8 protein-coding genes are annotated in these 15516 nt (G+C 42.7%); 4 read left to right on the top strand and 4 right to left on the bottom strand.

The annotated features are described in order from the left end of the window. The 3 genes from narH to ACMHKH_RS12830 all read right to left on the bottom strand — a co-directional run bounded on the left by narH (nt 1) and on the right by ACMHKH_RS12830 (nt 7179). The gene (narH, locus tag ACMHKH_RS12840; RefSeq protein WP_079691217.1) at nt 1–1539 is read right to left on the bottom strand and encodes a nitrate reductase subunit beta; all 1539 of its coding nucleotides are present in this window, start codon (nt 1537–1539) and stop codon (nt 1–3) included. 134 nt (nt 1540–1673) lie between these two features. Next, entirely contained in the window at nt 1674–5432 is a 3759-nt protein-coding gene (locus ACMHKH_RS12835; RefSeq protein WP_413521035.1) for a nitrate reductase subunit alpha, read from the bottom strand. 367 nt (nt 5433–5799) lie between these two features. Further along, a complete protein-coding gene (locus tag ACMHKH_RS12830; RefSeq protein WP_413521034.1) occupies nt 5800–7179 on the bottom strand; it encodes a NarK family nitrate/nitrite MFS transporter in 1380 nt (459 codons plus the stop codon). Between the two features lie 367 nt (nt 7180–7546). On the opposite strand from ACMHKH_RS12830, the gene ACMHKH_RS12825 reads away from it, so the two are divergent. Beyond that, nucleotides 7547–9613, top strand: a complete 2067-nt coding sequence (locus tag ACMHKH_RS12825; RefSeq protein WP_413521033.1) for a histidine kinase — start codon at nt 7547–7549, stop codon at nt 9611–9613. Between the two features lie 147 nt (nt 9614–9760). Continuing rightward, a complete protein-coding gene (gene narL, locus ACMHKH_RS12820; protein ID WP_413521032.1) occupies nt 9761–10420 on the top strand; it encodes a two-component system response regulator NarL in 660 nt (219 codons plus the stop codon). Nucleotides 10421–10564: 144 nt separating this feature from the next. Here the strand turns inward: narL and ACMHKH_RS12815 are convergent, their stop codons facing one another. Further along, a complete protein-coding gene (locus ACMHKH_RS12815; RefSeq protein WP_413521031.1) occupies nt 10565–12046 on the bottom strand; it encodes an MFS transporter in 1482 nt (493 codons plus the stop codon). Between the two features lie 338 nt (nt 12047–12384). Between ACMHKH_RS12815 and ACMHKH_RS12810 the strand changes: the two genes are divergently transcribed. Both ACMHKH_RS12810 and ACMHKH_RS12805 read left to right on the top strand, forming a co-directional pair. After that, entirely contained in the window at nt 12385–12786 is a 402-nt protein-coding gene (locus tag ACMHKH_RS12810) for a DUF1971 domain-containing protein (RefSeq protein WP_413521030.1), read from the top strand. Nucleotides 12787–13131: 345 nt separating this feature from the next. Next, nucleotides 13132–15405, top strand: coding sequence for a nitric-oxide reductase large subunit (locus ACMHKH_RS12805; RefSeq protein ID WP_413521029.1), 2274 nt, complete (start codon nt 13132–13134; stop codon nt 15403–15405). The last annotated feature ends 111 nt before the right edge of the window (nt 15406–15516 follow it).

Here is a 15516-nt window from a genome sequence, read left to right as displayed (position 1 = left end):
TTATGACTCCCATTTCTGTACGGTATCGATGAAATCACGACGATTGGTTTTGCGTTGTCCGAACATACTGTTATCAGATGTACCTGAACAGCCTTCGCCAAAGGTAAAGCCGCAACCGTTACGCTCAGCAAATGCATCGCTCAACGCTTCTTCGCGGTGCGCGGTTGGAATAACAAAACGATCTTCGTAGTTGGCGATAGCGAGATAGCGATACATCTCTTCAACCTGTAGTTTGGTCAGACCAACATCATCTAAGATGCTTTGAACTTCTTGCTTTTCGACCAGTTGCATACGCTTGTAGCTACGCATCGCAAGTAGACGTTTTAGCGCCAAACGAACCGGCTCTTCATCACCTGCGGTTAGTAGGTTGGCTAAATAACGTAATGGAATACGTAAGCTGTCGACATCTGGAATGAGACCATCCATACCGACTTTGCCCGCTTCAGCAGCATTTTGAATCGGTGATAATGGTGGTACATACCAAACCATTGGTAGCGTACGGTATTCAGGATGCAGTGGTAGCGCAAGCTTCCAATCAACTGCCAGCTTATATACGGGTGAACGCTGCGCTGAATCAATCACTGACTGCGGGACACCGTCTTTTAATGCTTGAGCAATAACGGCAGGGTCGTTAGGATCTAAGAATAAATCCAATTGCGCTGGATAAATGTCTTTTTCGTTTGGCGTACTAGCGGCTTCAGCTATTTTATCCGCGTCATAGAGCAAGACACCTAAGTAACGGATACGACCCACACAAGTTTCTGAGCAAACCGTTGGCAAGCCAGCTTCAATACGTGGATAACAGAAGATGCATTTTTCTGATTTGCCTGACTTCCAGTTATAGTAAATCTTTTTATACGGACAGCCTGAGATACACATGCGCCAGCCGCGACATTTTTCTTGATCGATAAGAACAATACCGTCTTCCTCACGCTTATAAATCGCGCCACTAGGGCAAGCTGCCACGCACGTTGGGTTCAAGCAATGTTCGCACAGACGCGGCAAATACATCATGAAGGTATTTTCGTACTCTCCATAGATATCCGCTTGAATGTTGTCAAAGTTTTTATCTTTGCGACGTTTTTCAAACTCCGTCCCTAAAATCTCTTCCCAGTTAGGACCCCATTCAATCTTTTGCATCCGCTTGCCGGTAATGGCTGAACGCGGACGGGCAATAGGCTGATGGGTACTAATAGGCGCGGTATGCAAATGCTGATAATCAAAATCAAACGGTTCGTAATAATCATCAATCTCTGGCAAGTCAGGGTTGGCAAAGATATTTGCCAAAACTCGGAATTTACCACCGATGCGTGGATTGATGGTGCCGTTGGCATTACGTATCCAACCACCTTTCCATTTGGTTTGGTTCTCCCACTCTTTGGGATAGCCGATACCAGGCTTTGACTCAACGTTGTTAAACCATGCGTATTCCATACCTTCACGGCTGGTCCAGACGTTTTTACAGGTGACTGAGCAGGTGTGACAACCGATACATTTATCAAGGTTAAGCACCATGCCGACTTGCGAACGAATTTTCATTGATGTGCTCCAAATAGTAGTAAAAAAAGCAGCTCTTTATTCTTCATTGATGTCGTTTTAAAAGATGTCGTTTCAAAATATATTGTTAAAAAAATAACTTCTAAAACGACCTATTTTCAATAGAAGAAAACGCTTTAATCCTCAATGGTGGTTGGTAATGGACGCGGTAATTCGTTATCTGGCTTATCCTCTAGCCAGTCAATTTTTGACATTTTACGAATCACGACAAACTCATCACGGTTACAACCCACGGTGCCATAGTAGTTAAAGCCATAAGATTGCTGAGCATAGCTACCAATCATATGCGTCGGTTTCAAGATAGTACGAGTCATTGAGTTATGAATACCGCCACGCGTACCGGTCTGCTCAGAACCTGGAATATTGACCAGTTTCTCCTGAGCGTGATACATCATGGTCATGCCTTCTTTGACCCGTTGGCTGACGATGGCGCGAGCGGTCAGCGCACCGTTGGCATTGAACAGCTCAATCCAGTCGTTATCGACGATACCTGCTTTGGCAGCATCAACTTCTGACATCCAGACACAAGGACCACCGCGACTCAGCGTCAGCATGAGTAAGTTTTCAGAGTAGGTACTATGGATGCCCCATTTTTGGTGCGGTGTTAAAAAGTTCAGTACAATCTCTTTATTACCGTTTGGCTTGGCATCTTTCACCATCGCCGTAGTTTTGGTATCGATCGGTGGACGATACTGCTGCATTTGCTCACCAAATGCTTGCATCCAAGGATGGTCTTGATAGAACTGTTGACGACCAGTCAGGGTACGCCAAGGAATCAGCTCATGAACGTTGGTATAACCAGCGTTATAACTCACTTCATCCGACTCAATACCTGACCAAGTCGGGCTTGAGATGATTTTACGAGGTTGGGCGACGATGTCTTTAAAACGAATTTTTTCGTGTTCGCTAGATTTGGCAAGATGGGCATGCTCGCGTCCGGTAAATTCAGACAATGCTTCCCAACCTTTTACCGCCACATGACCATTGGTTTCAGGTGCGAGCATCAAAATCATCTCAGATGCATTAACGGCAGTGTTAAGACTTGGTCGACCTTCAGAGATACCCGGTTCAGTCACTCTATGATTTAAATCACCGAGCTGTTTGACCTCAGTTTTCATATCCCAATTTAAGCCTTTTGAGCCGTTGCCTAGTTTTTCTAAGGCAGGACCCATAGAAGTAAATTTCTTGTACGTATTTGGATAATCACGCTCAACGGTCAAAATCATCGGACAGTTTTTGCCGGGTACCGGTTTTTCGCCTGCTGTTTTCCAGTCAGTGCCACCGAATGGCTGCGCCAACTCGCCCGGGGTATCGTGTTGCATCGGTAAGGTGACGACATCAGTCTCAACCTCTAAATGTCCTTTTGACACTTCAGAGAAGCTCTTGGCAATACCTTTATAAATTTCCCAATCCGTTTTAGATTCCCATGCAGGATCGGTCGCCGCAGTAAGTGGATGGATAAAGGGATGCATGTCTGAGGTATTCATGTCATCTTTTTCGTACCATGTTGCCGTCGGCAATACGATATCGGAATACATACAGGTCGACGACATACGGAAGTCTAAGGTGACAACCAAGTCCAATTTACCAGTAGGGCCTTTTTCGACCCAATCGACTTCTTTTGGCTGCAATTGACCGGCGGCATTTTCTTCATTGAGCAAGCCATTTTTGGTGCCCAAGAAGTACTTGAGCATATATTCATGACCTTTACCTGATGAGCCCAATAGGTTTGAGCGCCAGATAAACATGTTGCGCGGGAAGTTGTCTGGGTTGTCAGGTGATTCACAAGCAAAACGGATGCTACCATCTTCAAGAGAGTCAACGACGTAATCTGCTACTTCTTTACCACTTGCTTTGGCTTTAGCAGCGATAGTCAGTGGGTTACAGTTTAATTGCGGGGCAGAAGGAAGCCAGCCTGCACGCTCCGCTTGAATGTTGTAGTCAAGCATATGCTCAGGGAAGAACTTTTTATTAACCAGTGGCGAAAGTATTTCATGAGCAGAGATGGTTTCGTGACGCCACTGTGAGCTGTGCGCATAGAAGAAACTGGTACCCGCCATCTGGCGTGGTGGACGCATCCAGTCGAGTGCAAATGCAAGAGGTAACCAGCCTGTTTGTGGACGCAGTTTTTCTTGACCAACATAATGCGCCCAGCCGCCGCCCGATTTACCGATACAGCCACAAAGCATGAGCATGTTGATGACGCCGCGATAGTTCATATCGAGGTGATACCAGTGATTCATACCCGCACCGATGATAATCATCGATTTACCATGGGTTTTATGCGCGTTTTCTGCGAACTCACGAGCTACTTGGATGACACGTTCACGGCTCAAACCAGTAATCACTTCTTGCCAAGCAGGCGTGCCAGGTATGGTCGCGTCGTTGTAGTCATCAGTGACATGCTCGCCGCCGACACCATTATCTACGCCAAGGTTGGCAACCGTTAAATCGAATACAGTAGCGACGATAGCGGTGCTGCCATCGGCAAGGGTAATGGTTTTACAAGGAACGGTTTTTTGTTGTATGGCTCCGCCTGGTACGGACGCAAAATGTGGGTGTTCAACATGACCAAAATAATCAAAGCCGACTACGCAGGTTTCATTGCTGTCTTTTAAGGTTAATGTTAGGTCAATGTCTGCGCCTGTCGTACCATTTTTTTGCTCAAGATTCCATTTGCCTTTTTCACCCCAGCGATAACCGATAGAACCAAGGGGAGAAACCAGTTCACCATCACTATTTAGCCCGATGGTTTTCCATTCTGGATTGTTTTCTTGCCCTAAGTTATCAATTAAGTCAGAAGCGCGTAGATAGCGACCCGCATGGCGCGCGCCTTCTTCGCCCTCTAACATAACTAGCACAGGTAAATCAGTGTAGCGTTTGGCGTAATCTAAGAAGTAATCACTCGGCTGCTTAAGATAAAACTCTTTGATAATGACATGACAGAACGCTTGCGCCACAGCGGCATCAGTACCCTGTTTTGGATTTAGCCATAAGTCAGTAAGTTTAGAAACTTCCGCATAGTCAGGGGTGATTGAAACGGTCTTAGTGCCTTTATAACGAACTTCGGTAAAGAAATGCGCATCAGGGGTACGGGTTTGTGGAACGTTTGAGCCCCACGCGATAATATAATCAGAGTTGTACCAATCGGCTGATTCTGGTACGTCAGTCTGCTCGCCCCAAACCATCGGCGAGGCCGGCGGCAGGTCACAATACCAGTCATAGAACGATAAGCAAACACCGCCAATCAACGATAGGTAACGACTACCAGCTGCGTAACTGACCATCGACATCGCAGGAATCGGAGAGAAGCCGATAATACGATCAGGACCAAAGGTTTTGGCGGTATAGACGTTACTGGCAGCGATGATTTCGTTGACTTCCGCCCACGTTGAGCGAATAAAGCCACCCAAGCCGCGTTTGGATTTATATTGTTCAGCTTTGATAGGGTCTTGGACGATACTGCCCCACGCATCTACTGGATCAGGGTATTGCGCTTTGGCTTCACGCCATAGCTTAAGTAATGGCTTACGAACTTTAGGATATTTCACACGGTTAGCAGAATACATATACCAGCTGTAGCTTGCGCCACGAGGACAGCCACGCGGTTCGTGGTTTGGTAGATCTGGACGGGTTTCTGGATAGTCAGTTTGCTGAGTTTCCCACGTGACCAAGCCATTCTTTACGTAGATTTTCCATGAGCAAGAGCCAGTACAGTTGACGCCATGCGTTGAGCGTACCACTTTGTCATATTGCCAACGGCTACGATAAACGTTTTCCCAATCACGCGACTCATCGCGCGTCTCGCCATGCCCATCGGAGAATTCGCCCTGTTTACGTTTAAAAAAACGGAATTGGTCGAGTAAATGGCTCATTTCGCTATCCTCTGTATTATTGCCTAAGGTGTATCTAAAGCTGAATGGCGCAGCGCAAATAATCGCTGCCCACGCTGTAAATATTTTTCGATGGTGTCATTTTAAGTAAGCCGTCACCGTCTTACTATTAGCTAACATGAGCAGAGCCCTACCACCTTAGTAGTAGCTGTCAAAAATAAAAATGAATTAAAAACACCGTTAAGTGGAGGTGATTAATAAAAATTAGTGACCTAGAGATTAATAATTAGAATTTAAAACAAAAAAAGTGCTACTTACGCTGGCAAGTAGCACTATAAAGAGAGGCTTTTTAGCTTAAAAATTACTATTTAATAGGCTGTTTTTAAAAGACCGTTTTACGCCAATGGCTTTAGCAAGGAATTTCAGCTTTACGACCGCTGTAATACCACCATGTTAAGACAATACAGATAACATAAAAGATAATTAGCGCAATAAAAGTGCCATCAACACCCAATCCTGAGCCAAACATTTTGGGGATAAAGAACGCACCATAGGCGGCGACCGCTGAGGTAAAGCCAACCACAGCTGCAGACTCTTTACGTATCTCGATAAACAGCTCTTCTGTCCCTGCTTTCTCTGGCTCACGGCGATCATGAAAGGTTCTAAAAATGACCGGAATCATGGTAAAGGTAGAGCCGTTGCCGATACCTGTCGTAATGAATAGCACCATAAAGGAGATAAAGTAGCCAACGAAGCTGCCTTCACTGGTCTCGCTCGGTAAGAAATACATCACTGCCAATACGGCCAGCACCATGACGATATAGTTCCAAAAGGTGACTTTTGCACCGCTGGTTTTATCAGATATCCAGCCCCCTAATGGGCGAAATAATGCGCCAACGAATGGACCCAAAAAGGCAAATTTGAGCGCATCAATAGCGGGAAATGAGTTTTTAATCAACATCGGAAACGCTGCTGAAAAGCCAATAAATGAGCCAAACGTCGCCATATAAAGAATACACATAATCCAGTTATGTTTACGTTTAAAGATAATGGACTGGTCTTTAAATGAGGCTTTAGCGGTGGCAATATCGTTCATACCAAACCAAGCGAGCGCCGAAAACAGCAGGATAAAAGGCACCCAAATAAAACCAGCGTTTTGCAGATAAAATAATTTACCGCTTTCGGCAACCTGTGGATCACCGCCTAAGCTACCAAATGCGGCAACTAGGATAATCATCGGGACGACGAACTGCATCACTGAGACACCAAGGTTACCAAGCCCCGCGTTTAGCCCAAGTGCAGTACCTTGTTCAGCCTTTGGATAAAAGAACGAGATGTTCGACATTGAAGAAGCAAAGTTACCACCACCGAAGCCACAAAGTAGGGCGATAACGGCGAATATAATAAAGGGTGTATCAGAGTTTTGAACCGCAAATCCCATCCACAGTGCTGGAATTAACAAAGAAGCGGTCGATATCGCTGTCCAACGTCGCCCGCCAAAGATAGGCACCATAAAAGAATAAAAAATCCGCAGCGTCGCCCCTGATAAACCGGGTAACGCTGCGAGCCAAAACAGCTGCTCGCTATCAAAAGCAAAACCAATCTCCGGCAGCCGTACGATGACCGCGCTCCATACCATCCATACCGCAAACGCCAGTAGCAATGATGGAATGGATATCCATAAATTGCGACGAGCAACTTTTTTGCCGCCGCCTTCCCAAAATTCTTCAACTTCAGGACGCCAGTCAGTGATGAGCTTACCACCTTTAAAGTTGTAATGATTGCTCATACGATTCCTCACTTAATATCGTCTATACGTAGTTATAATTGGTGTTTTTATCACGTTAAATTGCTATTAAAATTGCCATAAACCAACATTTAAATTGCCAAAAATAAGTTAGTAAACTTTAGCAATGACGATATAGCGCTAACGGATTTATTCACAGGCATTTGCTATATTGGTTGCAAATGATGACTTACGGTACTGCGATATGGCGGTTATGAGTATTCATACATAGTGGTATACTGATGACTAAAAGGGGTAGAAGGCGGGCAAAAAATTAGCTACTAGAATGAGATTTGAGCGCATAATTTTTGTTTCTTAGTACGCTTTAACGTTGCGGTTAATACGGTTCAATAATGGATAAAAGTCATAAATGATGAATAGCTTGCGACGACACTCTCTAACCTTGAATGCTTGGGGCGCAGTCTTAATCATCACAATTTTATGGGTTATGTCAGCGATGGGCAGTGGCACATTGGCTTGGGTTGCAAAATCTGATGCTGAGGCTATTAATACCGCAGGCTCGATACGTATGGCTGCTTACCGTATCAGCTTTCAATTGGCGACGGATTTTTCTGATGACAACCCTTTTAGCTCAAGCTTAAATATTCGCCAAGACAGCTTGAATCTGACCCATGATAAGCAAGTTGAAAAACAGGGTAAATTGGATTTTTCTAATAAAAATACCGCTGAAAAAATTGAGCTTCTTGTTGAAGACATGGAAATTCGACTTGAAGAATTACAGATGTACCAACTAACAAGCGCTAATAGAAGTACGCTTATTAGTAATCAATTCAATCAGATAAAATCTCAATGGTTTGAGGCTTTAAAGCCGGCGTTATTAAGACAAGATAAGCAAGCGTTTTATCGCGTTTCGGTTAAGTATATAGATGATGTGAATCGCTTGGTTGGCGAGTTGCAGTACAGAAACGAGCAGCGCCAGACATGGCAGCAGAATCTACAAATCTTATCCCTGATACTGACTATCATTGTGATGTTGATAGGTATACGCCGGCTGAATCAAGGGGTACTAAATCCAATTCATCAGTTGATCAAAGCCAATAATCAATTTAGAAGAGGTAATGCCAATACCAGGGTGTCTATAATTGGTTATAGGGAATTTGAAGTACTGGGCAATTCCTTTAATGATATGGCAAGTACGATTGAGACCTATCAGCGCTCGCTAGAAAGTGAGGTGCAGATAAAAACCCAACATCTCACCAAAGCCAATCAAGTGCTGTCGTTGTTTTATGATTTCTCCAAATTTATTAATATCAATCAGGTCAGCTTGTATCGCCTTGATGCCTTGGTTGCAGATTTCAGTAAAGCTTTACCGCATTTAGAATTTACCTTGTGTATCCAAAATAAATATATCACCAATAAAAATGCCATCGTTCTGCACAGTGAAAAAATGCAAGAGCTGTGCAAAAAGCTCAACTGTGACAACTGTGAGATTAAAAACGCTGAATATACTAAGTCTTATCCTATTGCTCATCAACAAGAAGCCTTTGGGGAATTGCGTGTCAGTCCAAAATCAAAGCTTATAATGAATCGCTCTTTTATCGCTGATGGCGATGATGATAGTAAGGGCAATGATGACAATAAAGACACAGCATCGTCACAGCGCATTCAGCTAACAGATAGTAGTAGTATTTTCCCGTCCTCAAGCGCCGAGCTAGATGCTCAAAACGATGAGTTAATTGTGGCGCTGACCAGTTTAATCAGTACCGCATTATCACTACGCAAACAGCGTCAACAGGAGCATCAGCTTATTTTATTCGAAGAGCGCTCAACCATTGCGCGAGAGCTGCATGATTCTTTGGCGCAATCCTTGTCTTATCTAAAAATCCAAGTCAGTGTCTTAGAGCGCCATCTTAAAAGTAAGATGAGTGAGTCCGATGCGCCAGCTATTTACCAGAATATCGAACAAATCAAGGTAGGCTTGGGTTCGGCATATCATCAACTAAGAGATTTATTAGTCACGTTCCGTTTAACTATTGATAATGACAATTTTGATGAAGCATTGCATGAAGCTGCCAGTGAATTTGCTTTAAAAGGCGGTTTTAAGATGATGGTACACAATGACATTATGACCCTTAATTTGAGTGCTCACGAACAGATAGACTTGATTCAAATTGCCAGAGAAGCCTTGTCAAATGCGAGTCGCCATGCAAAAGCGCAAAATGTAGAGATTTATCTTGGCTATGAAGATGGCGACAAACATATCGTGATGAATATTGTTGATGATGGGGTTGGGATGTCAATGCTAGGCAGTGTCGACCAAACCCAACATCATGGCTTGATGATTATGAAAGAGCGCGCCAGTAATATTGGTGGCGAATTGATGGTTAAGGACAATGAGCCACATGGCACTATTATCACCGTTAGATTTGAGCCTAACTTTTTTAATAAAGAGGGTAATAAAGAAGCATATCTATAAAACCATGTATAAAACCATGGCTTTGATTGACTAGAGCGTGTCCTTGAAGATTCTTAAAGCAATAACCTTTAAGTTATGATAATTTTTTGACAATGTTTTTTTAAGTGTTTGAGACCTTGTAGTATTTTTTCTAATTGTGAGTAATTTATGAGTACTAAAGTTTATACCGCCGTTTCTCCAGCTAGGCTGTTATTGGTAGATGACCATCCTATGCTACGCCGTGGCATCTCTGAATTATTAAGTCTTGAAGATGATGTCAAAGTCGTTGGTGAAGCCAGCAATGGTCAAGAGGCATTAACGTTTTTAGAGAGCAACCAAGTAGATTTGGTGATACTTGATCATAAAATGCCCATACTCACTGGTATCGAGACTTTACGAGAAATCAAAGCAAGAAATATCAATACTAAGACGGTATTGTTTACGGTCTCAGATAGCGGTGAAGATGTACAAGAAGCGTTGAAATTAGGCGTCGATGGCTACCTGTTAAAGGATATGGAACCTGAGCTAATTATCATTGATATCCGCAAAATATTACGCGGTGAGTTAGTGATTAGCCCAAATTTGGCTTCAATATTGGCGCAAACCCTGCGTACACCCAGTATTGAAGATATCGCCAGTAATTTGACGAGTCGCGAGCTGCAAGTGATTCAAATGATCGCTGAAGGGTTGAGTAATAAGATGATTGCCAATAGTTTAGATATTGCTGAATCGACCGTAAAAGTTCATGTGAAGCATATCCTAAATAAAACGGGTCTACGTACGCGTGTTGAAGCAGCGGTTTGGACAGTCAATCATTTATCTAAGTAGCGCTCTCTTAACATAATGGTAAGTAAGATAAAAGTAATTAGAGCTTTCGTCGCCTTCATTAAAAAACCCACCTAACAGTAAGCTAGGTGGGTTTTTAGATTTAGAGAGTATAGCGGTTCATACATACAGTATACGGTCTATGTTTTAGCTTTGATTTTCTGCGGCAATTTGCCGATCGACGGATGACATTTGATATTCATCACCAAACGCACCTTCTGGCTCTGATAACCAGAAATAACAGACAATCCACGCCACAAGGGCACCGGCCGCGATAATATAAAAGAACTGATTGGGCTCAACAAAGGTATAAATGAACAAGTAAAATACCGCGCCCACGTTACCGTAAGCGCCTGTCATCCCCGATATCTGCCCAGTCAGACGACGTTTAATGGAAGGAATAATACCAAAAGTTGCGCCCTCAGCACCTTGTACAAATACCGAGCATAAAATAGTAAACACGACAGCGATAAATAGCGGCCATTCAGCATTGAGCATGCCCATCAGCGCAAAGCCAATACCGATACCAAACATATAAACTAACATCACTAAACGACGATTACCAACCTTGTCAGAGATATAACCTCCAAGTGGACGCGCCCATAAGTTAACAAAGGCAAAGGTTGACGCAATCAAACCTGCGGCGGTTGGGTCGAGTTTCCAAGTTGCGGCAAAGAACATCGGTAGCATGGAAACCACCGCTAGCTCTGCACCGAAGTTAGCAAAGTAGCTCACATTAAGCGCGGCAACGGATTTAAAGGGGTATTTATCATCTTCTGGAATACTCGCTTTAATAATAGGCACATTCACACTGATGGCTTTATAGATTTGATAAACCACCATCAACACAATGAGGCTATAGCAAACGATTGCGCCTGTCATACTGAGAAAGTCCATCGCTTGCGTACGATAAACCAGCAAGCCCAGTACGCCATATAAAGGTATGATAAACAAGCAATATAGCCATAAGTCTTTCCAAGTAGATACTTCTAAGGCACCTGCTTTTCGTGATTTCTTATGCGTCCCGACCTCTGGACCATCAGTGATTAAAAACCAATAAACCACACCGTATATAGCCAATAGCAGACCTGATAAGGCAATTGCCCAGCGCCAGCCGTCATCACCACCAAAAAACTGTAAGGCTACAGTGGGTATGGTAATAGCAGCGGCGGCGGAACCGAAATTCCCCCAACCAGCATAAAAACCTTCAGCAAAGCCAATGTCTTTTGGCTTAAACCATAATGCCGTCATATGAATACCGACGACGAAACCTGCGCCAACGATAGACATAAATAAGCGCGCGACGAATAGCTGCATGGCAGAGTCGCCAAACGCGAAGAACCACGTCGGTATCGCCATTACTACCATCAGTATGGAGAAGACTCGCCGAGGACCAAAACGGTCTAATGCCATTCCTACGACCACGCGACCAGGAATTGTTAGAGCGACGTTAGCAATTAAAAATAATTTGATATGATCTGAAGTTAAATAGCTTTCAGTCTGTAGCATCGATGTGGCAAGCGGCGCCATATTGAACCAAACATAAAAGGTGAGAAAAAAGGCAATCCACGTATAGTGTAGTGCCCTTATATCACGACGTTCAACCTCGAGTAGCTCTTTTGCATGCATGATAATGTCCCCATTATAAATTCTGATGCCTGTAATGGACACAAGATAGCAATAAGGACAAATCATAACCATTGAGCGAAAGCAGTATACGTAATACTTTCACTACTACTTAATAGGGAGTAATGAGTAGTTTTGGTTTTTTACTGCTTATTCATAATCAAAAATACACACCTGTAGTAAAGCGCCATCAAAAATGTTAAGTTATAAAGATGATAATCATTATCAATAATAATTTTTTTATCCATCACGTATCCTTTTTTATGATAAGTTCAAATAAAAGCAAGATTATAAATACAGTCCATATCAACAATTTTCATTGAATGAGCCAAGGAGTTATCATGAGTTCTGCTACTAATACAAATCCAGTCATTCCAAGCCATTGGAAAATCAAACGTTCGACACACTTCTTTACCAAGGATAAAGTTCCTAATGCCTTATTGACCCATCACAATACGGCAGAGGGCGTATACGGACAAATTTGTGTCATGCAAGGCACGGTAACCTTTTATGGTTTTGCGGATGAAGCGGCTACCGAACCTGAAAAAACCGTTGTTATTGAAGCAGGTCAATTTGCTGTCAGTCCACCTCAGTATTGGCACCGTGTAGAGCTAAGTGATGATGCCCAGTTTAATATCAATTTTTGGGCAGAAAGTGAGACGGGCAATAAATCGATGTTTAATAGCTCAAAGATTCATACTAAACCGATTGAAAAGTTATTTGATAAGGTAGATGAATCTTAACCTCGTTTTATGATTTTCAGTAAGTTTTGACTGATACGTCTTGATTAACCATTCAAACAGTTAATCGACCAAGCAAATAGCTACCTATTTAGGTAGCTGTTTCGCTAATAGTGAACGCTAACGTTTATAACTGTAATAATAAAAAATAGAAATAATTATTAACATTCATTTAATATGAATGTTAATATGTTTCCACTTTGATTTTATCTGTAAATTATCATCAAACGAATTTTAGTTAGTCAGTATTATTATTAATTTTTGGAAGCATAATTGTACCTATAAAAATTCATTTAATATGAATGTTTATAGTGTTAAATTTATCTATCTAGCCAGTAGGAGCAAGATATGGGCGAGTATAAGAAGTATTGGTGGGGCTTAATCGCCGTTCTCGTTATTACTTTTACCTTTTTAGGATGGGGTGGCGTGGAAGTTTATCGTACTGCACCTCCTATCCCTGATCAGTATGTTGATACGAATGGGAAGGTTTTAATCACAGAAGAAGATATTTTAGATGGTCAATCTGCCTGGCAGCGTACCGGTGGGCAACAGCTTGGCTCGGTGCTCGGGCATGGCGCCTACCAAGCGCCTGATTGGACGGCGGATTGGTTGCACAGAGAGCTTGTGGCTTGGTTAGATATCAGGGCAGAAGAGTTATATGGACATGATTTTGCGGCCGCAACCGACGATCAAAAAGCGGTGCTAAATGCGCAGTTGAAAAAAGAATATCGCGGCAGTAGTGTTAATGATAAAAATCAAGTGGTACTGTCTGATACTCGTATCGCTGCCATTAATGAAGTGGCACCTTATTATATAGGTTTGTACGGTAATGAGCCGTCATTGCAAAAGTCACGTGAAAACTTTGCAATGAAAAACAATACCTTAGCAGATATTAATGACAGACAAAAACTGACCAACTTTTTCTTTTGGACTACTTGGATTGCCTCTACCGAACGTCCTGGTACTGACGCTACCTATACCAATAACTGGCCGCATGAGCCGCTGATTGATAACGTCCCAACATCAGAAAATATCATGTGGTCTATCGCCAGTGTGGTGTTTTTAATCGCTGGGGTAGGTTTTCTCATTTGGGGTTGGTCATTCTTACGTAAAGAAGAAGATGTCAAAGAAATAACACCAGATGCTGATCCATTAACCAAAATTGCGTTAACACCTTCGCAAAAAGCGTTAGCAAAATATGGTGTTTTAGTAATGGGGCTGTTCGTCTTTCAGGTGTTTATCGGTGGCTTTGTTGCGCATTATACCGTTGAGGGTCAACAGTTTTATGGCATTCCAGTGGCCGACTTCTTCCCATACTCGTTAGTACGTACATGGCATATTCAGGCAGCATTGTTTTGGATTGCCACCGCTTTCTTGATGGCAGGGCTGTACTTAACGCCACTTATCAATGGCGGTAAAGACCCTAAATATCAAAAACTGGGCGTTGATATACTCTGGTTTGCCCTAATTATCGTGGTTGTTGGCTCATTCATTAGCCAATACTTTGCTATTGCCGGTATTATGCCAGCGAAATACAATTTCTGGTTTGGTCATCAGGGATACGAATATATTGACCTTGGTCGATTCTGGCAGATTTTAAAATGGGTCGGTATTTTATTCTGGTTGGTATTAATGACCCGTGGTTGTTTACCAGCATTTAAACAAAAAGGTGATAAAAATTTATTAGCGATATTCTTTGCTTCAGTCGTTTGCGTGGGTTTATTCTACGGCGCAGGATTGTTCTATGGTGAGCGCACGCACTTAACCATCATGGAATACTGGCGCTGGTGGGTGGTACATTTATGGGTAGAGGGCTTCTTTGAAGTATTTGCTACGGTATCGCTTGCTTTCATTTTCTATAACTTAGGATTGGTAAACAAAAAAATTGCTACTGGTTCTGCCATTGCTTCTGCGGCACTATTTATGCTCGGCGGTGTACCTGGTACTTTCCATCATCTATATTTTTCTGGTACCACTACGCCAGTGATGGCAATCGGTGCCTCATTCAGTGCGTTAGAAGTTGTGCCATTAATCGTATTAGGTTATGAAGGTTATGAGCATTGGTCCATGCAGCGTCAAGCGCCTTGGATGAACAAACTCAAATGGCCTATCATGTGCTTCGTTGCAGTGGCATTCTGGAATATGTTGGGTGCTGGTGTACTTGGCTTTATGATTAACCCGCCTGTGTCATTGTTCTATTTACAAGGGTTAAATACCACAGCCGCTCACTCTCATGCTGCATTATTCGGGGTTTATGGCTTCTTAGCGATTGGTTTTGTTTTACTGGTTATGCGTTATATTCGTCCAGACTATATCTTTAGTGAAAATCTCATTAAAACGGGATTCTGGGCGCTAAATATAGGCTTGGTATTGATGCTTGCGACCAGTTTATTACCGATTGGTATTTACCAAGCGTACGCTTCAATGACTAAAGGTCTATGGTATGCTCGTAGTGAAGGCTTCTTACAACAGGACTTTTTACAAACACTACGCTGGATTCGTACCTTTGCTGACGTTATTTTTATCGTTGGTGCAGTATGTGTGGCATTACAGGTGGTCAAGTTTGCTTTTGCAAAACCATCACACTCAAATTACCAACCTGATAATCCTGTCAATGATTAATAAAATGTGAATCAATAGAGTGCTAATTATAAAATAGTGTAAAAGTAAAAAAGCCCTGATAATTCAGGGCTTTTTATTGGCTAGTGAACAGTCTTTTGTATTAAAATTTTT

Origin of the sequence: Psychrobacter glacincola (assembly GCF_965118485.1) — a bacterium.
GTDB classification, from domain to species: domain Bacteria; phylum Pseudomonadota; class Gammaproteobacteria; order Pseudomonadales; family Moraxellaceae; genus Psychrobacter; species Psychrobacter glacincola_D.
This window is presented reverse-complemented; position numbering and strand designations above follow the sequence as displayed.

Coding starts and splice junctions, on each gene's coding strand:
- narH (WP_079691217.1), bottom strand. CDS start 1,539: ATGAAAATTCGTTCGCAAGTCGGCATGGTGCTTAACCTTGATAAATGT.
- ACMHKH_RS12835 (WP_413521035.1), bottom strand. CDS start 5,432: ATGAGCCATTTACTCGACCAATTCCGTTTTTTTAAACGTAAACAGGGC.
- ACMHKH_RS12830 (WP_413521034.1), bottom strand. CDS start 7,179: ATGAGCAATCATTACAACTTTAAAGGTGGTAAGCTCATCACTGACTGG.
- ACMHKH_RS12825 (WP_413521033.1), top strand. CDS start 7,547: ATGATGAATAGCTTGCGACGACACTCTCTAACCTTGAATGCTTGGGGC.
- narL (WP_413521032.1), top strand. CDS start 9,761: ATGAGTACTAAAGTTTATACCGCCGTTTCTCCAGCTAGGCTGTTATTG.
- ACMHKH_RS12815 (WP_413521031.1), bottom strand. CDS start 12,046: ATGCATGCAAAAGAGCTACTCGAGGTTGAACGTCGTGATATAAGGGCA.
- ACMHKH_RS12810 (WP_413521030.1), top strand. CDS start 12,385: ATGAGTTCTGCTACTAATACAAATCCAGTCATTCCAAGCCATTGGAAA.
- ACMHKH_RS12805 (WP_413521029.1), top strand. CDS start 13,132: ATGGGCGAGTATAAGAAGTATTGGTGGGGCTTAATCGCCGTTCTCGTT.